Origin of the sequence: Parvibaculum sp. (genome assembly GCF_035325945.1) — a bacterium.
In the GTDB taxonomy this organism is placed as follows: Bacteria; Pseudomonadota; Alphaproteobacteria; order Parvibaculales; family Parvibaculaceae; genus Parvibaculum.
Genome location: NZ_DAOKYX010000024.1, coordinates 1 through 19,548, shown reverse-complemented (window position 1 = coordinate 19,548; position 19,548 = coordinate 1). Strand labels below are relative to the sequence as shown.

At 66.2% G+C, this 19,548-nt stretch carries 20 protein-coding genes and 1 tRNA gene; 5 read left to right on the top strand and 16 right to left on the bottom strand.

All coding sequences use genetic code 11. The annotated features are described in order from the left end of the window. Positions 1-25 precede the first annotated feature (25 nt). The 3 genes from atpD (at position 26) to PKA57_RS11465 (ending at position 2,887) form a co-directional block, all read left to right on the top strand. Positions 26-1,462 (top strand): F0F1 ATP synthase subunit beta, encoded by a 1,437-nt coding sequence (gene atpD, locus PKA57_RS11475; RefSeq protein WP_324300656.1) that lies wholly within the window; start codon positions 26-28, stop codon positions 1,460-1,462. Between the two features lie 24 nt (positions 1,463-1,486). Further along, positions 1,487-1,885, top strand: a complete 399-nt coding sequence (locus tag PKA57_RS11470) for a F0F1 ATP synthase subunit epsilon (RefSeq protein ID WP_324300654.1) — start codon at positions 1,487-1,489, stop codon at positions 1,883-1,885. A 177-nt stretch (positions 1,886-2,062) separates the two neighbouring features. Then, the gene (locus PKA57_RS11465; RefSeq protein WP_324300652.1) at positions 2,063-2,887 is read left to right on the top strand and encodes a ferritin-like domain-containing protein; all 825 of its coding nucleotides are present in this window, start codon (positions 2,063-2,065) and stop codon (positions 2,885-2,887) included. On the opposite strand, the gene PKA57_RS11460 is transcribed toward PKA57_RS11465, so the two are convergent. After that, on the bottom strand, positions 2,884-3,288 hold the full coding sequence (locus tag PKA57_RS11460; protein ID WP_324300651.1) for a peptidoglycan DD-metalloendopeptidase family protein: 405 nt from the start codon (positions 3,286-3,288) through the stop codon (positions 2,884-2,886). The two genes, PKA57_RS11465 and PKA57_RS11460, sit on opposite strands and share 4 nt — an antisense overlap. A 701-nt stretch (positions 3,289-3,989) precedes the next feature. On the opposite strand from PKA57_RS11460, the gene PKA57_RS11455 reads away from it, so the two are divergent. Beyond that, positions 3,990-5,036, top strand: a complete 1,047-nt coding sequence (locus tag PKA57_RS11455) for a hypothetical protein (RefSeq protein WP_324300649.1) — start codon at positions 3,990-3,992, stop codon at positions 5,034-5,036. Here the strand turns inward: PKA57_RS11455 and PKA57_RS11450 are convergent. From PKA57_RS11450 to PKA57_RS11380, 15 genes are all read right to left on the bottom strand, one after another. Then, positions 5,033-5,557 carry an RNA pyrophosphohydrolase gene (locus PKA57_RS11450; protein ID WP_324300647.1) on the bottom strand — a complete coding sequence of 175 codons (525 nt, stop codon included), beginning with the start codon at positions 5,555-5,557 and terminating at the stop codon, positions 5,033-5,035. The genes PKA57_RS11455 and PKA57_RS11450 overlap by 4 nt on opposite strands. A gap of 50 nt (positions 5,558-5,607) precedes the next feature. Next, positions 5,608-6,852 carry a divergent polysaccharide deacetylase family protein gene (locus PKA57_RS11445; RefSeq protein WP_324300645.1) on the bottom strand — a complete coding sequence of 415 codons (1,245 nt, stop codon included), beginning with the start codon at positions 6,850-6,852 and terminating at the stop codon, positions 5,608-5,610. A gap of 45 nt (positions 6,853-6,897) precedes the next feature. Continuing rightward, entirely contained in the window at positions 6,898-8,220 is a 1,323-nt protein-coding gene (locus PKA57_RS11440; RefSeq protein ID WP_324300643.1) for a S41 family peptidase, read from the bottom strand. Beyond that, positions 8,221-9,606: a peptidoglycan DD-metalloendopeptidase family protein gene (locus PKA57_RS11435; protein WP_324300641.1), complete on the bottom strand. Its 1,386-nt coding sequence runs from the start codon at positions 9,604-9,606 to the stop codon at positions 8,221-8,223. Beyond that, complete coding sequence (gene gpmI / locus PKA57_RS11430; RefSeq protein ID WP_324300639.1) at positions 9,593-11,143, bottom strand: 2,3-bisphosphoglycerate-independent phosphoglycerate mutase; 1,551 nt, start codon at positions 11,141-11,143, stop codon at positions 9,593-9,595. Before gpmI ends, PKA57_RS11435 begins: the two co-directional genes overlap by 14 nt. A 145-nt stretch (positions 11,144-11,288) precedes the next feature. Beyond that, the gene (gene rlmH / locus PKA57_RS11425) at positions 11,289-11,771 is read right to left on the bottom strand and encodes a 23S rRNA (pseudouridine(1915)-N(3))-methyltransferase RlmH (protein ID WP_324300637.1); all 483 of its coding nucleotides are present in this window, start codon (positions 11,769-11,771) and stop codon (positions 11,289-11,291) included. Positions 11,772-11,814: 43 nt separating this feature from the next. Further along, positions 11,815-12,333 carry a ribosome silencing factor gene (gene rsfS, locus PKA57_RS11420; protein WP_324300692.1) on the bottom strand — a complete coding sequence of 173 codons (519 nt, stop codon included), beginning with the start codon at positions 12,331-12,333 and terminating at the stop codon, positions 11,815-11,817. 283 nt (positions 12,334-12,616) lie between these two features. Then, the gene (locus PKA57_RS11415; RefSeq protein ID WP_324300635.1) at positions 12,617-13,231 is read right to left on the bottom strand and encodes a nicotinate-nucleotide adenylyltransferase; all 615 of its coding nucleotides are present in this window, start codon (positions 13,229-13,231) and stop codon (positions 12,617-12,619) included. 38 nt (positions 13,232-13,269) lie between these two features. Beyond that, positions 13,270-14,577, bottom strand: coding sequence for a glutamate-5-semialdehyde dehydrogenase (locus tag PKA57_RS11410; RefSeq protein ID WP_324300633.1), 1,308 nt, complete (start codon positions 14,575-14,577; stop codon positions 13,270-13,272). 52 nt (positions 14,578-14,629) lie between these two features. Continuing rightward, the gene (gene proB / locus PKA57_RS11405; protein WP_324300689.1) at positions 14,630-15,760 is read right to left on the bottom strand and encodes a glutamate 5-kinase; all 1,131 of its coding nucleotides are present in this window, start codon (positions 15,758-15,760) and stop codon (positions 14,630-14,632) included. After that, positions 15,748-16,800: a GTPase ObgE gene (gene obgE / locus PKA57_RS11400; RefSeq protein WP_324300631.1), complete on the bottom strand. Its 1,053-nt coding sequence runs from the start codon at positions 16,798-16,800 to the stop codon at positions 15,748-15,750. Before obgE ends, proB begins: the two co-directional genes overlap by 13 nt. Before the next feature lie 20 nt (positions 16,801-16,820). Continuing rightward, positions 16,821-17,447, bottom strand: a complete 627-nt coding sequence (locus PKA57_RS11395; RefSeq protein WP_324300629.1) for a GNAT family N-acetyltransferase — start codon at positions 17,445-17,447, stop codon at positions 16,821-16,823. A 107-nt stretch (positions 17,448-17,554) separates the two neighbouring features. Further along, positions 17,555-17,833 (bottom strand): 50S ribosomal protein L27, encoded by a 279-nt coding sequence (rpmA, locus tag PKA57_RS11390; protein ID WP_324300627.1) that lies wholly within the window; start codon positions 17,831-17,833, stop codon positions 17,555-17,557. A gap of 99 nt (positions 17,834-17,932) precedes the next feature. Beyond that, complete coding sequence (gene rplU / locus PKA57_RS11385) at positions 17,933-18,244, bottom strand: 50S ribosomal protein L21 (RefSeq protein WP_324300625.1); 312 nt, start codon at positions 18,242-18,244, stop codon at positions 17,933-17,935. Positions 18,245-18,372: 128 nt separating this feature from the next. Further along, a complete protein-coding gene (locus PKA57_RS11380) occupies positions 18,373-19,203 on the bottom strand; it encodes a phosphatidylcholine/phosphatidylserine synthase (protein WP_324300623.1) in 831 nt (276 codons plus the stop codon). A 255-nt stretch (positions 19,204-19,458) separates the two neighbouring features. Here PKA57_RS11380 and PKA57_RS11375 point away from each other — a divergent pair. Then, positions 19,459-19,548 (top strand) — tRNA-Ser (locus tag PKA57_RS11375).

Below are 19,548 nucleotides of genomic sequence, written 5' to 3'. Positions count from 1 at the left end.
CTTACGGGAAGATTAAGGAAGCCCCATGAGCAACCCAGTCGGAAAGATCGTTCAAATCATCGGCGCCGTCGTGGACGTCGAGTTCACCGATCATCTGCCCGCCATTCTGAACGCCCTCGAGACGGACAATGGCGGCCACCGCCTCGTCATGGAAGTGGCGCAGCATCTGGGCGAGAACACGGTTCGCGCCATCGCCATGGATACGACCGAAGGTCTGACGCGCGGTCAGGAAGTGCGCGACACGGGCTCGGCGATCCGCGTTCCCGTGGGCGACGGCACGCTCGGCCGCATCATCAACGTCATCGGCGAGCCGGTGGACGAAGCGGGCCCGGTCAAGGCCGAGAACACGCGCGAAATCCACCAGAACGCACCGTCCTTCGTCGATCAGTCGACGGAAGCCGAAATGCTCGTCACGGGCATCAAGGTCGTCGATCTGCTCGCGCCCTATGCGCGCGGCGGCAAGATCGGCCTTTTCGGCGGCGCCGGCGTCGGCAAGACGGTTCTCATTCAGGAACTCATCAACAACATCGCCAAGGCGCATGGCGGCTACTCGGTGTTCGCCGGCGTCGGCGAGCGCACGCGCGAGGGCAACGACCTCTATCACGAGATGATCGAGTCGGGCGTGAACAAGGACCCGCGCGAGAACAACGGCAACACGGCGGGCTCGAAATGCGCCCTCGTGTACGGCCAGATGAACGAGCCGCCGGGAGCCCGCGCGCGCGTCGCTCTGACGGGTCTCACGGTCGCCGAATATTTCCGCGACCAGGGCCAGGACGTGCTCTTCTTCGTCGACAACATCTTCCGCTTCACGCAGGCGGGTTCCGAAGTGTCGGCTCTGCTCGGCCGCATCCCGTCGGCCGTGGGCTATCAGCCGACGCTCGCGACGGACATGGGCGCGCTGCAGGAGCGCATCACCACGACCACCAAGGGCTCGATCACGTCCGTGCAGGCCATTTACGTGCCGGCCGACGACCTGACCGACCCGGCGCCGGCGACCTCCTTCGCGCATCTCGACGCGACGACGGTTCTCAACCGCGCCATTTCGGAAAAGGGCATCTACCCGGCCGTGGACCCGCTCGACTCCACCTCGCGCATTCTCGAGCCGCGCGTCGTCGGTCAGGAGCACTACGACACGGCGCGTCGCGTGCAGGAAATCCTGCAGCGCTACAAGTCGCTTCAGGACATCATCGCCATTCTCGGCATGGATGAACTCTCCGAAGAGGACAAGCTGGTCGTGGCCCGCGCCCGCAAGATCGAGCGCTTCCTGTCCCAGCCGTTCCACGTCGCCGAAATCTTCACGGGCACGCCCGGCTGCCTCGTCGACATCAAGGACACGGTCAAGGGCTTCAAGGGTCTCTGCAACGGCGACTATGACCACCTTCCGGAAGCCGCCTTCTACATGGTCGGCACCATCGAGGACGCGATCGCGAAAGCCGAGCGTCTCGCCAAGGAAGCGGCATAAGCGCTCAGGGTTGGATCAAGGCTCATGGCTGAAAAGCTGCACTTCGAACTCGTTTCGCCGGAACGGCTTATCCTTTCGGAGAGCGTCGATCTCGTGACCGTGCCCGGCAAGGAGGGCGATATCGGCGTGCTGGCGGGACATGCTCCGCTCATGACCACGCTGCGTCCCGGCGTCATCAATGTCGATGATGCCGGTCGCCCGCAGCGGCGGATCTTCGTGCGCGGCGGTTTCGCCGAAGTGACTTCGGCAGGGCTTACGGTCCTTGCCGAATTCACGGTGCCGATCGAGGAACTCGACCGGGCCACGATCGACCGCGAAATCGGCTATGCCACGGAAGACGTGAACGACGCCAAGAGCGAGGAAGCCCGTCAGGCCGCGCAGGAAAAGCTCGACCACCTTCGTCAGCTTCTCGAGGCCGTCTGAGGCCGCGCCTTCGGGCGGATCGCAGCAGATCGGGGCGGTGCGGAAGCACCGCCCTTTGTTTTTGCGGCGCATTTCCCCCGGTTTCTGCGGGATTATGGCGCATGCCGGAGGCTTAACCCCTCCATGGGCATTGGGGTATAGTGACGATTGCATGACGCATGCAAGGCAGGTGAAAGCATGAGCCGCCACTGGACGCTCGACGACATCAAATGGGACGATTTCGACGCATCGAAGGTCGATCCCGACATTCTGCGTGCGGTGAAGGCCGCGGCGCTCGTCGAGTACAATGCGCCGGACTATGTCACCTATCTCTGCAACGTCTTTTCCGACCGGCCCGAGATCATGGAAGTGATCCGGCAATGGGGCGCGGAAGAAGTGCAGCATGGCGCGGCGCTCGCGCGCTGGGCCGAGCTTGCCGATCCGCAATTCAAATTCGCCGATGCGCTGGCGCGTTTTCAGGCGGGCTATTCCGTTCCGAAGGACGTCTCCCAGTCGGTGCGCGGCAGCCGCGCGGGCGAATTCGTGGCGCGCTGCGTGGTCGAGAGCGGCACGTCCTCCTATTACACGGCGATCAAGGATGCCTCGGAAGAGCCGGTGCTGAAGCAGATCGCGGCCAATATCGCGGCTGACGAGTTCCGGCATTACAAGCTCTTCTACGATCACTTCAAGGATATCGAGGACGAGCTTCCTTCCGTGCTCGGACGGGCGCGGATCGCCATCGGCCGTGTCTCGGAGGCCGATGACGACGAGCTGGCCTGCGCCTATTACGCTGCGAACACGCCTGCCGACGGCAGCGTGCCCTATGATCGTGCCCGCTTCTCCAAAGCCTATGAGAAGCGTGCCCTGGGCCTCTATCGCCGCCAGCATGTCGAGCGTCTCGTCGCCATGGTGGGCAAGGCGTCGGGTCTCAAGCCGCATGGGTTCGTCATGCGCGTGGTGTCGCCTCTCGTCTGGATGTTCTGGCAGATCCGCGCGAAGCGGCTCGCCAACGCGCCGGTCTAGGACGTTCGCGCGAGCCAGAAAACGGGCTCGGCACCTCCGCGGCTATTCCTGACATCGAAGAAGAGGAGCGGCGCTCCCGCGCCGAACGCGGCTGCGAGCGCTGGCGCGCGCTCATCGGATGTCGTGCCGAGTTCGCCGCCCCGCGCAACCCTGCCGCCATGGCTCACCGAGAGCGCGCCGAGACCGGCGACGATCAGGTGGCGTTTTCCGGCCAGTTCCAGAATCACCACGCCGCGATAGCCCTTGAAGCTGCCGGCGAAAAGTACCTTCGCTTCGGCCGGACTTTCGACCCCGCAGCCTGCGGGTACGAGCAGCGCCATGCCGCTCGTGCCGCGGATGCGCGCTGACGCGAGTTCGGGCGGGCGCGATTGCCGTTTCCCCGCCTTGTCGAGCCGCGTCATGCCGTCCGCATCGATGCGGCAGGTCGCTCGGATTGCCGTAGCGTGTTGCGCTTGCCGCCGCGCTGGCCGCTGAAGGGGGAGTGGCGCCCCGGCCATCCGCGCTTCCACGATTTTCGGAGCTTCACTTTTCTTCGCTATGCCGGGTGGGTGAAATTCCCGCTGAAGGTCCGCGCAGATAGCCGCATAGTCAGCGGGCCAGCCGAGAGGGGCGCTCGCCGAGCGCAAACAATCGCCAAGATTGACAGCGGGGGCCGGAATATCCCCGTTACGCACCATTGTCTCCCGCGCGATCGGGCGCGGCGCCCCTCGATCGGCGCTCGAATGGGATGCCGCCAGAGTGAGCAGGCCGATGCCGAATGGGATGATGACGCTCGCGCTCCAATGCATCGTCATGTTCCGGACGGATCGGTGCCCGGCCTCCGGTCCCGTCATGCCCCACGCGGGAAATGATCCGTAGGCGGAGCCTTGAGAGGCGCGTAAGCCCGTGACATTCGGGCTCGGAATATCCTTGTACGGCTGCGGCGCGCCATCGCCAATGATGCGTATCCTTCTGCGCCCGCGCCTATACCAAAGACCCTATGTCGCCTCGTCCGCCACGGCTCCCATAATTCAAGCTCGACTGAGGGAAAGCCGGCGGTGCGATCATGCGGGCCTCATCCTTTTCCGCCCGCGCGGAGCTGCGTTGGCGTGAGCGATATGGCATGGCGGCAAGCGTCGCGGCGGCGCTTCGCAATCCGCGTCGTCGTCATCTTTCCTTCGCGAAGACGCAGCGAAACGGGCCTCGCGTGTGGCCCCGGCTGTCACTGCCGCGATTTTCGCTTCCCGGCATCAGCGTCGCCCTGTTTCTCATTCTGCCGCTTGCGGGCGGTATCGTCGCGCTCCCCGGCCCGGATCGCGCGGAGGATGTGGCGCGGGAGGTGCGCGGGCTTGCCATGCGGGTGATCTCGAGCCTCGACATGATGGAGACTGCGTCGGCGAGCACGGAGCGGGCGGGCATGGCCGGGAGCGGGGCCTTGCTCACGGATTTCGCTGCCGCGAACGAGGCAGGCCTCGTCGCGCTGCGCGGATATCTCATCACGGGAAGCGCCGGTTTCCTTGCCGAGTGGCAGCAGGCGAATGGCAGACTCGATGAGATCGCGGCCGCTCTCGACCGGAACTCGCGCTCCTGGAGCGACGGCGCGCGGTTGCGCAGGCTCGCCGATCTCTTGCGGACGACATCCGATATCGAGGCACAACAGCGTCTGGTCGCCGGCCTCGTCGGCACGCCCAATCGTTTTCCGGGTCTGCGGCTTTATGACGAGGATATCGACCCGGCGCTCGAGCAGGCGATGTCGCTTTGCGACGAGGCCTTGCGCTCGATCATCCTGTCGCGCTGGCCGGGCATGGAGGGGAGCGTGGATTCGCTGGCGCGGTTGCGCGGTGCGCTGCTCACGCTTCGTCCGGAGCTTCGCTCCTATCTCGTCTCGGGCGATGGAGAAGCGCTTGGCGCATTGCAGACCGACTATGCAACGATGCGCGCCGCGCCCTCGATGCTCGCGGCATTGCGGGCCAAGGTCAGCCCGGAGGATCAGCGTCGCATCGACCGCATCGCCGCGCTGATCACGGCGAGCGACATGCCGCTTCAGCGCGTCATGACATTGCGCCGTTCGCCCCGCTGGGACTATGCGGATTACGGCTTCCGGCAGAAGGTGCTGCCGCTCGCGGAGGCGATCTCCTCCATCGTCGATGGCTGGCGGACGGCGGGCTAGACGAGCGGCCTTGCGAGGGGTCCGAGTTCGCGGACGATCTGCTCATAGACACCGCGCTTGAAGGGAACGATCAGCTCCACCAGCTCGCTCACCGGCACCCATGCCCACTCGCTGAATTCCTGATGCTCGTCGGCGGCGATATCGATGTCGCCGTCGATGCCGGTGAAGCGCATGGCAAACCATTTCTGCTTCTGGCCGCGATACTTGCCCTTGAGCGCGTGGCCGACGAGGTGGGGCGGCAGGTCATAGATGAGCCAGTCCGCGACTTCGCCGATGATCTCGGCCTTGTCGGTGCCCGTTTCTTCCCTGAGTTCGCGAAAGGCCGCCTCGCGCGGGTCTTCGCCCTCGTCTATGCCGCCCTGCGGCATCTGCCAGGTGAGCGGCGAGCCCGTATCGACCGACTGGATGCGGTTGCCCGCCCAGACGAGGCCGTGCCTGTTGATGAGCATGATGCCGACACAGGGCCGATAGGGCAGGGTTTCGGGATCGACCGTCATTGTCTTGCTGTCTGTCTTCGCCATGCCGCTCACCTGCACGTCCGCCCGTCCTGTCCGGGGAACTTCGCGCACCCTCAGGAACCGCCCGCCGTCGCCGTGACGGGAACGAGAACGAAGCCCTTTTCCTTCAGCGTTTCGGCCCAGCGTGTCAGCGCGTCGACCGTGACGGGGAAGGCGGAGGCAACGCCGACCGCGACGCCCGCTTCCTTCGCCGAGGCTTCGAGCGCCGCGAGCGATTGATCGATCACGCCGGGGTTCTGCACCGGATCGACGAGGCGCGAACCCACGGAGAGGGGGAGCCTGATTTCGCCCGCGATCCGGGGCGCGAGGCTCCGCTGCGATGCGCCATTGTCGACATACATGAGCCCGCGCTCCTTCAGCGCCCCGAGCACGGGCGAGAGGGCGGCCTGCGAGCTCGTGAAGCGCGCGCCCTGATAGTTCATGACACCCGCATAGCCGGTGAAGCGGCTGAGCAGCCATTCGAGGCGGGAGATGTTCTCCGCCGTCTGGAGGCTGGTCAGCAGCGTATAGGGGCCTGGATCGTTCTGCGGATAACCGAAGGGCTCCATCGGCAGTTCGAGCAGAACCTCGTGGCCTGCCGCGCGCGCCTTGCCGATCCAGCTCTGGAGGTTTGCGCCATAGGGCGCAAAGGACAGCGTCACCTCGGGCGGGAGCTTCTCGATCGCATGGGCGGTCGCGCTGTCGCTGATGCCCATGCCGCTCACCACGAGCGCGATGCGCGGCCCAGTGGGCATGGGACGCGGCAGCGGCCGGGCATAGACCTTCCAAGCCTGCCGGCCGTCCTTGGCGATGACGGGAAGCGGCCCCTGCTTGCCTTGGGCGACAAGGGCGGGGTCGGGAACGGCGCTCAGCGGCCCGGCGATCCCGGCCGCGGGGATATCCACGGCCGCATTCCCGGTGGGCACGGTCTCGGCGCCGAGAATCTTCACACCGTCGGCGGAGGCCTCTCCGTCGCCGCCGACCACGCGCCTTGCCGCGTCGAGGAGCGCCTGTTCGTCTGGTGTGGGTTTGTCGACGACGGGGGGCGTCTCGTTCGCCTCGGCGGTGTCCGCATGGGGGGCGGCCGGATGCTCGTCCGCCGAGCCCGGGCGCAGCAGCGCGTCGGTCGCGGCAGGCGGGGCCGGCTCGGGTGCCAGGGCGAGCCGGACCACGGGTTCCCCCGCAAGGCGATGATCGCCGAGAAGAAGCCATGCGAGCGTGCCGCCATAGAGCAGGGCGACGGCGATCGTCGCCATCGCAAGCAGGCTCACGCCCCGGCGTTCCTCGCCGTGCATCCTTTGCAGAGCCCCCTTCGGCATCCCGCTCGCTCCCTCACCCGCCGGATTTGAGCCGAGGATCGGTCATCAATTCGCGCTCGCCGTCGAGGTCGCCTTGAAGGCGGCATCCTTGCGGACGCCGTTCAGCAGGTCGATCGCATAAAGAAGCTGCTTGTCGTCCTTCTTGTCCGCGGGGACGAAGGAATCGGAGCCGGCGACTTCCTTGGCGCCGTCTTCCGCAGCCAGATGGCCGGGCAGCTCGGCCTCGCCGGTGATGAGAAGTTTCTTCTTCTTCTGGTCGCCCGACTGCTCGACCTGAATGTCGGGCTCGATGCCCTTGGCCTGGATCGAGTGGCCGGACGGCGTGTAGTAGCGCGCCGTTGTCAGGCGCAGCGCGCCGTCGGAACCCAGCGGAATGATCGTCTGCACCGACCCCTTGCCGAAGGAGCGCGTGCCGAGGATCGTGGCGCGGCGGTGGTCCTGAAGCGCGCCCGCGACGATTTCGGAGGCGGAGGCCGAGCCGCCATTGATGAGCACGATGACCGGCTTGCCGTTCGTCAGATCGCCGCCACGCGCATTGTAGCGCTGCGTGTCGTCCGAGTGACGGCCGCGTGTCGAGACGATCTCGCCCTGGCTGATGAAATCGCTGCTGACAACGATCGCCTGGTCGAGCAGGCCGCCGGGATTGTTGCGGAGGTCGAGGATGTAGCCCTTCACCTTCGCCGCGCCGATCTGCTTCTGCAGCGCGCGGATCGCGTCTTCGAGAAGCTCGCCCGTCTGCTCGTTGAAGGAGGTGATGCGGACATAGGCGATGTCGCCCTCGCGATGGTACTTCACCGACTTGATGGTGATGATGTCGCGCGTGAGCTTGACGTCGAAGGGTTCCTCGACGCCCTTGCGCACCACGGTGAGGGTCACGGAGGTGTTGACCGGCCCGCGCATCTTGTCCACCGCATCGCTCAGCGTCAGGCCGAGGATCGGCTTGCCGTCGATATGGGTGATGTAGTCGTTCGGGCGGAGCCCGGCGCGGCTCGCGGGCGTGTCGTCGATCGGCGTCACGACCTTCACGACGCCGTTTTCCATCGTGACCTCGATGCCGAGCCCGCCGAACTCGCCGCGCGTCTGGACCTGCATGTCGCGGAAGTTCTTGGGGTTCATGTAGCTCGAATGGGGATCGAGCGAGGTCAGCATGCCGTTGATGGCCGCCTCGATGAGCTTCGCATCGTCGGTCGGCTCGACATAGTCGGCGCGCACGCGCTCGAACACGTCGCCGAAAAGGTTGAGCTGGCGATATGTGTCGCTGTTGGCAGCGTGGGCCGACCCGTCGAATGTGCCCGACTGGAACGCGAACACGGTCAGCGCGGAAACGATCGTACCGACCGCGAAGCCGGCTATCACAGACTTATTCATTTATCCACGAGCCTTCTTGTCACTCATCATCAGCCAGGGGCGCGGGTCTATCGGATCGCCGTTTTTCCGGAATTCTATATAAAGCGAGGGGTTCCGACCGGATTTTCCGTGCAGGCCCGAATTGTCATTCCATTCGGTCGATACATTCGCTTCAGCCAGATTGTCGGGAGAAGGCGCTGGGCCCATGGTGCCAACAGGTTCCCCGGCGAGGATGTTCTGGCCCACAGTCCCGTCGATCTTCGTCATTCCTGCCAACAATACATGGTAGCCTTCGCCGACCGATATGATCAAGAGTTGCCCATAGCGGCGGAACGGCCCGGCGAAGACGATCCTGCCGTCGAAAGGCGCGATCACCTGCGCGCCCGGCCGCGTCGCGATCAGTATACCCTGCATCCGTCCGCCAATGCCGTTCGGCCCGCCGAACTCCCTGAGAACGGGGCCTGTGACCGGCAGCCGGATGAGCCCTTTTGCCGCCGAAAAAAGGCGCGAAGAAGGCGAACCGGCAACCGGGGGCGAGGGGCGCGGGGGGGTGAGCGCCGCCATGTCCGTTTCGGCGGGGCGGTCGGCCATGCCGGGGGCGGGGGAGGCCGGTTCCGCAGCCATTTGGCGAGGGGGCTCGGGCTTCGGCCGCAGCGCCGGATCGGGTCTTTTCATCGGGATGCGTTCGGCCGCGCCCGCTTCGAGCCTCGAGATCAGGTCCTTGAGGTCGGTCGCCTCGCGCGAGAGCCGCTCGGCCCGCGCCTCCTCGCTTTCGACGGCCCGGGCCAGGCTCTGCTGGCGCGCCATCTTCTTCTTGAGCAGGGTTTCGAGTTCCGCCCGGTCGCGCTCGAGCGAGGCCTTGGCGTCGGCCAGCGTCGCGCGTTCGGCCGAGATGCTCTGGCGCAGGCGGGCAAGCTCCTCCAGCCTCGCTTTCAGCGCCTCGGCCTCCGCCCGCAATTCGGGCACGGCCGAGCCGAGCAGGATCGCGCCGCGAATGGCGCCCAGCGCATCGTCGGGCCGCACCGCCAGCGCTGGCGGCGGATTGCGGTCGAGCCGGGTCAACGCGGCAAGGAGTTCGGCCATTTCGCCGCGCCGGTGCTCGAGCCTGGCGAGGACGTCCGATTCCGCCGTCCTGAGCGCGGCAAGGCGTTCCTCGGAAGCCGAGACTTCGCGCTCGCGCGCCTGCACGCTGGCGGCGGTCTTTATGAGCTTGCCGCGGATTTCCTCGGTTTCGCGGCGCGCCTTCTCCGACTGGGCTTCCAGCGCCTTCTTGCGGGTGACGCTCGTGTCGAGTTCCTGCTTCAGGCTTTCGAGCTTGGTCGGATCGGCGATCTCCGCCCGCGCGGCGGGGCCCGCGATCATCAGCGCGGCAAGCGCGAGGGCGACGAAGCCTTCAGGCCGTGACACGGTCTGCCTGTTCAGGATCGAGGATAAGGGAGCGGCCTGTCATCGCCTCCGGCACGGGCACGTCGAGAAGCCCGAGGATGGTCGGCGCGACATCGGCCAGCGTGCCGAAGCGCAGCTCCCTCCGCTCGCGCGCGGGCAGGCCGGCCAGCGTGAACGGCATGTTGGAGCGGGTCGGGCCGCGCCAGGGTTTTCCCGTTTCGGCGTCGACCATGATTTCGCCCTTGCCGAAGGCGCCGGTGATCGCCATGACGCCACCGCGCTTCTCGATCTGCGCGGCGAGCTTTCCGAGGCTCTTGTCGACCGCCTCGGCCGCCTCGATCGTCGCGCGCAGATTTCCGGTCCGTCCCAGCACGGCGACATTCGGCAGGTTGAGCACGAGAAAGTCGCGGTCAGCCTTCTTGATCGACGCGATCGCCTCGGCGACGAGGTCGGCCGCGGCAAGCTCGGGCCGCCTTTCGAGCTTTGCGAGCGGCGGCGTTTCGGCGACGCCGATCGTCTCGCCGTTGAAGATCGTGGACGTGCCGCCGCGCAGGAAGAGCGAGAGGTTCGTTTCGGCGATGGTTTCCGTGAGCAGGAGCTGGGTGCGTCCCGCGCGCGAGAGCGTCTCGCTGAGCGTCGGCCGGGCGGGCGCCTCGCTGAAGAGCGGCTCGACACGCTCCCTTGCCGGGCCGTCCAGTTCGCAGAGCGAATAGGCGCCCGCAAGCAGGCGCGCGGCGGGAGACGCCAGCAGCGCTTCCATGAGCCCCCGGCCGAGATCGGGCCGGAGATTGACGAGGAAGACCGCGTCGTCCTGCCTGATGCCGCGATATTTCTGGGTGATGACGGGCGCGATCCGGTCGTCGGCCATGCCCTTGAGGTAGCACTGGTCGAGATGGGCGGCAGGATATTCCGTATGCGGCGCATCGGCGTCGGCGATTGCCTTCACGGCAGCTGCAAGGGCCGCGGGATCGGCCGGATCGTCGAAGGCGAAGGCGCGGCCCATCAGGCTTGCGAGAGTGGCATTCTCGGCGCCGGCCGTATCGTCGAGAAGCTCCGCGAGGCAGTCGATGCCGGCCTGCGGGCTCGTGTCACGGCCATCCGTCACGGCATGGATCCAGACCTGCACGCCCTCATGGCTCAGCAGCGCGGCAAGGACCGCCAGATGATGCTGGTGGCCGGCGATACCGCCCGGCGAGGCCATGCCGATGAGATGCACCGCGCCGCCCAGCGGCCTCACGCGCTGAACGATCTGCGTGAAGACGGGATTGGCGCCGATCGATTGCGCACCGTCGTCCTGGATCGCGCGGTTTATGTGCACGAGGCTTTGCGTCACTGGCCTCCCTGCGCCAAGGGTCATGTAGCCCGCCTGCGCGTTGCCGGGTCGGCCTGCGGGCAGGCCGACAGCTTCGCCCGAGGCGGCAAGCACGGCATGGGGCGATGTTCCGGCGAGCCGATCGTAAATCGGCGTACGCGCCTGGGCGAGCGCATTTCCTTCGCGCTCCGCGCAAATGCCCCATCCGTCCAGGAGAACCAGGACGAGAGGTCTGACGCCGATCATGCCGCTCTCAACTTCCGAAAAAACAGTCAGCCCAATGCCTGTGCGCGGGTCGCGCACCCCCGGATGAAGCTAATGGAAGGCTTGAATCGTGTCCACGCCGCGTTGACCGATTCCGGCACGTGGTGCCGCATGAAAAGCGTGGCGGTCAGGCGCGATGATAGGGATGACCCGCGATGATCGTCACGGCGCGGTAGATTTGCTCGGCGAGCATGACGCGCACCAGCATATGCGGCCAGGTCATGGGGCCGAAGGCGATGAGGTGGCTTGCCTCGTCACGCAGCGAAGGCGCGAGGCCATCGGCGCCGCCGATCACGAAGGCGAGATCGGAAACGCCGCTGTCGCGCCAGCGCGCGAGCCGCCCGGCAAAGGCCTCGCTCGGTTCGGCGCGGCCGCGTTCGTCGAGCGCGACGAGAAGCGCGCCGCGTGAAAGCGAGGCCTTGAGTTGCGCCGCCTCGCTTTCCTTGAGCGCCGCGCCTTCGAGTCTGCGCTTCTCCTCGACTTCCCTCAGCGTGAGCGCGGTGATGCCGATGCCGCGCCCGGCCGCGGTGATGCGGGAAACATAGCCGTCGAGAAGTTCCTTTTCCGGCCCGGCGCGAAGGCGGCCAACGGCGCATATCTCGATGCGCATCGGTGTTCTCCTCCCCCGGGGCGTACTGGCCCGCGTGCCGGTTTCAGATCGCGACCTGCTCGGCCGCCTGCTCCGCCGGAATGTTCGCGGCCCACATCTTCTCGAGCTTGTAGAACTCGCGTACCTCGGGACGGAAGACATGCACCAGCACGTCGCCCGCGTCGATCAGCACCCAGTCGCCCTGACGCAGGCCCTCGACGCGCGCCGTACCGAGGCCCTTCTCCTTCAACCTGCGGATCAGGTGTTCGGCGACGGCGCTCACATGGCGCTGCGAGCGGCCGCTGGCGATGACCATGCAGTCGGCGATGGGCGTCTTCCCGGCGAGATCGATCGAGACGATGTCCTCGGCCTTGTCGTCGTCGAGGCTCTTGAGGATGAGAGCGAGCATGGCTGAGAGCCTGGCTTCCTCGGCCGAGGCTTTCTTCCTCGAGGCAGCAGCCTTCGTTGCGGAAGGCTTGCGAGGAGCCTTCGCGGCGCCGGTTGCCTTCGTCGCCTTGGCTGGCTTTGCTGCTTTCGTCTCCGGTGCTTTCGCTTTGGGCGCTTTCGTCGCGGGCGCCTTCACGCGGGCCGGTTTCGCCTTGGGCTCCTTTGCCGTCGGCGCATTTGCCTTCGCCACTTTTGCCTTTGGCTCTTTGGGATTTACCGCCTTTGCCGCGGGCGTCTTTGCGCCGGATGCCTTCGCCTTGGCGCGGGGGACCTTGCGGTCCGGTGTCTGACTGCTCAGGAACTGGCTCCTTCCAGATGAACTCGACGGCCTGCCGCCGAAGCGGTCTTGGCATAACCAAGGATAAGTGTCCTGCCCTCCGAGTTCAATCTATCCCGCATCGACCGTTTGCCTGAACTCTTCACTTGCGTCGCTCCTTGGCGGCAGCGCGGATGGCCGTTGCAGATGCGCTGTGCTCGGGTCCCTGGAGGAACACGAGAGCGGGCGGCGTCCTTTCGGCGAGTAGCGGCGCATCGCCCGCATCGATCGTCGCCGGCTTCAGCCATTCGGCCGCCGGGCAAGCGCGCGCTTTCAGCGTGTAGCCCGGCCGCGGATAGACGGCGATGGGCACGGCCTCGGCAATGTCGCGCCAGCGCGCCCATTCGGGAAGCTGGATCAGATTGTCGGCGCCCATGAGCCAGACGAAATGCACGCCCGGATGCCGCGCCTTGAGCGCCTCGATGGTGTCGATCGTGTAGCGCGTGCCGAGCCGCGTTTCGATGTCGGTGACGACGATGCGCGGATCGCCCGCCTTGTCGACGAGGCCGCGCGCATCCGAAAGGCGCGTGGCGAGCGGCGCCATTCCGGCGTCGCTCTTCAGCGGGTTTTGCGGCGAGACGAGCCACCAGACGCGGTCGAGCGCCAGCGCCTTCAGGCACATGCGCGTCACATGGAGATGGCCTTCATGCGCGGGATTGAAGGAGCCGCCCAGAAGGCCGACGCGCAGGCCGGGTGTGAGCAGTTCTGAGTGCGTCATGGATGATGTGTCATGGGGGCGGGTCTCAAATCCGCCTCTCAGGGCCGGGTCTGGCCGGTGCCGCGCACGACATATTTGAAGCTCGTGAGCTGCTCGACGCCGACGGGCCCGCGCGCGTGGAACTTGCCGGTCGCGATCCCGATCTCGGCGCCCATGCCGAACTCCCCGCCATCGGCGAATTGCGTCGAGGCATTGTGAAGCACGATGGCGCTGTCGACGGCGGCGAGAAAACGGTCGGCCGTCGCCTGGTTCGCGGTCACGATGGCTTCGGTGTGGTGCGAGCCATGGGTGGCGATGTGGCGCATCGCCTCCTCGACGCCCTTCACCACGCGCACGGCGATGATCGCTTCGAGATATTCCGTCGACCAGTCTGCTTCGGTCGCCGCCTTCACGCGCGGATCGGCGCGCTGCGCGATGGCGTCGCCGCGCACCTCGCAACCGGCCTCGATCAGATCCTTCACCAGCGGGGCGAGATGCGTTTCCGCGCAGGCCTGATCGACGAGCAGCGTTTCGGCCGCGCCGCAGACGCCGGTGCGGCGGAGCTTCGCGTTCATGACGATGTGGCGCGCCATTTCGAGATCGGCGTCCTTGTCCACATAGACGTGGCAGATGCCTTCGAGATGGGCGAAGACCGGCACGCGGGCTTCGGCCTGCACCCGCGCGACGAGGCTCTTGCCGCCGCGCGGCACGATGACGTCGATGGCGCCGTTGAGGCCCTTCAGCATTTCGCCGACGGCCGCGCGATCGGTGGTCGGTACGAGCTGGAGGGCGGCTTCCGGCAGGTTTGAGGCGAGCAGACCCTCGACGAGCGAGGCGTGGATGATGCGGCTCGAATGGCTGCTTTCCGAGCCGCCGCGAAGGATCGCGGCATTGCCGGACTTGATGCAGAGCGCGCCCGCATCCGCCGTCACATTGGGGCGGCTCTCATAGATGATGCCGATGACGCCGAGCGGCGTGCGCACGCGCTCGATATGAAGGCCGTTCGGGCGGTCCCATTCGGCGATCTTCGCGCCGACGGGATCGGGCAGGGCGGCGATTTCCTCGATGCCCTTCGCCATCGCCTCGACGCGCTTTTCGTCGAGCATGAGACGGTCGAGCATGGCGCCCGAAAGACCCTTCTCCCGCGCGGCGGCCAGGTCCTTCTCGTTCGCTTCGAGAATGTCGTCGATATTGGCGCGCACGACCATGGCGGCGCAGAGAAGGCCCGCATCCTTCTGCTTGGTCGAGATGCCGGCAAGCGTTTCGGCCGCGGCGCGCGCCTTCTCGCCCATCTCCGCCATGAGCGCGGCGATGTCTCGATTTGCGTTGCCGATTTCTGCGATGGTCACGGGATCTTCCTGTCTCATCTCTAGCCGCCGATCCGTCGAACTTACCGTATTCCCGGCGGCAAGGCTATTTTCAGCCCTTTTTCAGAACGAGGTCGTCGCGGTGGATCATCTCCGCGCGGCCTGCAAAGCCCAGAAGCTCTTCGATCTCGCGGCTGTTGTGGCCGAGGATGCGGGCGGCATCCTCATTGGAGTAGGCCGAGAGGCCGCGCGCGATCTCGCGCCCTTCGCTATCCCTGACGCTCACCGCGTCGCCGCGCTCGAACCGGCCCTGAACGGCGGTGATCCCCGCCGGCAAAAGGCTGCGGCCATGCAGCAGCGCATCGACCGCGCCGGCATCGACGACGATCGTGCCCTTCGTCTTGAGGCCGCCCGAAATCCAGCGCTTGCGCGCGGCATAGGGCGTCGAGCGCGCGGTGAACCATGTGCAGCGGCCGCCTTCCTCGAGCGCCTTCAGCGGGTGAAGCGTGCGGCCATTGGCGATCGCCATGTGGCAGCCGCCCTCGGTCGCGATGAGGGCGGCGGCGAGCTTGGTCTTCATGCCGCCGCGGCTCATCTCGCTTGCGGCATCGCCCGCCATCGCCATGATCTCGGGCGTGATGTCGGTGACCTCGGGAATATGCGTCGCGCCGGGCTCGGAAGGCGGCGCGGTATAGAGCCCGTCGACATCGGAAAGCAGGACGAGGCAATCGGCCGAGATCATGCTCGCGACGCGGGCGGCGAGGCGGTCATTGTCTCCGTAGCGGATTTCGCTCGTCGCCACCGTGTCGTTCTCGTTGATGACGGGAACCGCGCCGAGCCGGAGGAGCGTGTTCAGCGTCGAGCGCGCATTGAGGTAGCGCCGCCGCGTCTCGGTGTCGTCGAGCGTCAGCAGGATCTGCGCGCAGTTTCGGCCATGCGCGCTCAGGCTTTCCTGAAACGCCTGGGCGAGGCCGATCTGGCCGACGGCGGCGGCGGCCTGGCTTTCCTCGAGCTTCAGCCTGCCCGAGGGAAGACCGAGCGCGCGGCGGCCGAGCGCGATCGCGCCCGATGAGACGATGAGCATTTCCTGCCCGCGCGCCCGCATCGCCGCCACATCCGCGACGAAGGCTCCGAGCCAGTCCCGATTGAGCTTGCCGGTCTTGCCGTCGGTGAGAAGGGCGGAACCGATCTTGACGACGACGCGCTGGGCATTGCTGAGACGAGCGATTGTCACGGCTGCCAGCCCTCTTCGGTTTTGCCTGTGGCGCGCAGATGCGCCTCGCGCTCCTCGGCGCGGCGCGTCTCGATTTTCTTGGCGACGAGGCGAAGCACCTTGTCGACACCCTCGCCCGATACGGCGGAAATGAGCTGCACATCTGCGCCGCTCGCCTTCCTGAGCGCGGCGCGTTTTTCGGCGCGCTCCTCGTCGCTCAGCGCGTCGCATTTGTTGAGGCAGACGATTTCCGCCTTTTCGTCGAGCCCCGCGCCATAGGCCTCCAGTTCGCCCCTGATGGTGCGATAGGCGCCGGCGACATCCTCGGACGTCCCGTCGATCAGATGGATCAGGATGTGGCAGCGCTCGATATGGCCGAGAAATCGGTCGCCGAGCCCGGCGCCCTCATGCGCGCCTTCGATGAGGCCGGGAATATCGGCGAGCACGAAGGTGCGGCCGTCGATCCTCACGACGCCGAGGCCGGGCGTGAGCGTGGTGAAGGGATAGTCGGCGATCTTGGGCTTTGCCGCGCTCACCTTGGCGAGGAAGGTGCTCTTGCCCGCATTGGGCAGGCCGACGAGGCCGGCATCGGCGATGAGTTTCAGCCGCAGCCAGATCCACATTTCCTCGCCCGGCTGGCCGGGATTGGCGCGGCGCGGTGCGCGATTGGTGGAGCTTTTGAAATAGGCGTTGCCGAAGCCGCCATTGCCGCCCTTGAGCAGCACGATGCGCTGGCCGACCTCGGTGAGGTCGGCGATCAGCGTTTCACGGTCCTCGTCGAAAATCTGCGTGCCGACAGGCACTTTGAGCACGGCATCGGCGCCATTATAGCCGTTGCGGTTGCGGCCCATGCCGTGCATGCCCGTCTTGCCCTTGAAGTGCTGCTGGTAGCGATAGTCGATGAGCGTGTTGAGCCCGTCGACACATTCGACGACGACATCGCCGCCCCGGCCGCCGTCGCCGCCATCGGGACCGCCGAACTCGATGAATTTCTCACGGCGAAAACTCACCGCTCCGGCGCCGCCGTCGCCGGAGCGGATATAGATTTTCGCCTCGTCGAGAAACTTCATCAGGCGCTCCTTGCGCGCGTTCAGGCCGAACGGAACCCCGTCAGCCGCGTGGCCAGCATACGGCTTTCAATAGTCGAACGGCACCCGGACGCAAGCCCGCTCTCGGTCCCTGCCGAATCCGTGCCGGCCGCGGGTCTTGCGAACCTCATCAGCAGGCAATGCACTTTTTCCCGGCGCGCCTCGCACCAGCGGCGATCCTCGCCAGTATAACGGAAGCCGAGTTTCGTCAGCACCCGGCCGGAGGCGTGATTGTCGGCATGGTGAACGGCGGTGACGGCATCCGACCCCAGCCGCTCGAAGGCGAATGAAATGGCCGCGCGGGCGGCCTCGGTCGCGAAACCCCGGTTCCACCACGGCTCGCCGATCCAGTAGCCGATCTCGCTCTCGCCACTCTCATGCACCATGACGCCGGTCGAGCCGATCAGCTCGCCACCCGATTCGATCGCAAGCGGAAACTCGCGTCCGGAGGCGCGCGCTTCGTCATGGCTCGCGAGCCAGGCGATGGCGTGCTCCTCGGTGTAAGGGTAGGGCATGCGGCTCAGCCTGCGGGCGACGTTCCAGTTGTTGCAGAGGGCCTGAACGCGCCTTGCGTCTTCCATGCGAAAATGCCTCAGCGTCAGGCGTTCCGTTCTTGCGATTTCCTGCATCGGGGGCTCCTCATCCCCGAGAAGGCATTAAAAAAGGGAGATGGCGGCCCATCTCCCTCTCGATTCCGATGGTCGCCACCTTGCGAGGTGGCGGGCCCTCGCAATGTTTAATCCGCCGCCGCGGCCGGGGCGCAAGCCGGCATCACGGATACGTAGGTGCGGCCGCCTTTGCGCGCGCGGAAAGAGACGACGCCAGCGGCCGTCGCAAAAATCGTGTGGTCCGTGCCCATGCCGACATTCTCGCCCGGATGCACCTTGGTGCCGCGCTGACGAATGATGATGTTGCCGGGGATGACGTTCTCACCGCCGAACTTCTTAACGCCGAGGCGACGGCCTGCGCTGTCGCGACCGTTGCGGGACGAACCGCCTGCTTTTTTATGAGCCATTTGCCTCTACTCCTGCCAGAGCGCGCTCTCTGCGCTCAAATCCTTCAATTCCGGCTGTTCAGTGACCCGGGTGGCGTCTTGCCTTCCGGGCCGGGCGCCTTATCCCGCGATCTCGACGATCTTGACCAGCATCAGATCCTGACGATGGCCGTTCTTGCGGCGATAGTTCTGCCGGCGGCGCTTCTTGAAGACCGTCAGCTTCGGGCCGCGGGTGAGTTCCACCACCTCGGCCTTCACGCTCGCGCCCTCGACCAGCGGGGCGCCGATCTTCGTCTCGCCGCCTTCCGAGCCGATCATCAGGACCGGGAGGTCGATCTTGTCGCCAGCGTTCGCGCCGACCCTCTCGACCTCGAGAAGCTCGTCTTTCGCGACCCTGTACTGCTTGCCGCCGGTCCGGATGACTGCGAACATGGAAAACCACCATTTAGCGAATAAAGGCCCTGCGCAGCGCGCGAAACCGCGCTACGGGCCGGATTGGCGCGCAATATACAGGGGGAGGAAGGGCTGTCAAGGCAGGAAAGCCTTGTAATCAGTGGCTTTCAGCGCGTTTCCGGGCCCTTGAGGGAGCGCCAGAGGCAAAGCCCCAGGAAATAGAGCGACGTGGCAAGCCAGCCCCAATAGGCGGCTGGGAGCGTTTCGGCCGGGGCGAGGCCCTGCTCGCTCGTCCAGACGAGCACCAGTGTCAGCGCGCCCCAGGCCCCCGTCACGGCGATGGTGAAGGAGCGCAACGCCCTCACCCTGAAGGGGTGGATGAACTTGAAGGGCACGAAGGTGAGCGCCCCCATCGCCGCGATGACGGCGAGATTGGCCCAGGGGCCGCTCGCCATGAGATAGAAATAGAGGATGACGACGTTCCAGACCGCCGGAAAGCCCGAGAAATAGTTGTCGGCGGTCTTCATGTCCTTGTTGCCGAAGCAATAGAGGGACGTGGTCATGATGTAGGCGGCGGCGGGAATGGCGAAGCCCTCGGGCACGAGGCCGAAGCGGTAGACCACGAGGGCGGGAATCACCGTGTAGTTCAGATAGTCGATGATGTGGTCGAGGATCGCCCCGTCGAAGCGGGGGGCGAATTCGGTGACGCGCACCTTGCGGGCCATCGGTCCGTCGAAACCGTCGATGAGCAGCGCCGCGCCGAGCCAGAGAAGCACCATTCGCAGATCGCCCGCGATGAGCGCCGAAATGGCGAGAAGGCCGGCGACGGCGCCCGTGGCCGTGAAGGCATGAACGGCCCATGCGGCGAGGACGCGCCCGTCGGGGCGGCGGCGCCTGCGGGTCTTGCGGGCAGACGGCGCGATGCGGCCGGGTGTGTGACCCCCGGGATCGGGGCTCTCATGCGGGCCGTGTCCGGCGGGGCTTTGCGCTTCGCTCATGCCGGAAGTCTAGACAATTTCGCCATTTCGCGGAAATGGCGAAACCGGCGTCGCGCGCGGGCCGGGGCCCGTTGGGGGGGCGGGACCGGGCGAAGCGGCGGGGCGCGAAAGGGCGCAAGCACGCCCGAAAAAGGGCGGCGATCTAAAAGTACCCGCATAGCGCGATCAAGCCTTGTGCCGAGGGAAGGGCTCGGTCTACATTCCGCGCCGCTTCAACATGACGGGCAGGATCTTGGTCCAAACCCCGTGCCCCGCGGAGAGGTGGCTGAGTGGTTGAAAGCACCGCACTCGAAATGCGGCATAGGGGTAACTCTATCGGGGGTTCGAATCCCTCCCTCTCCGCCA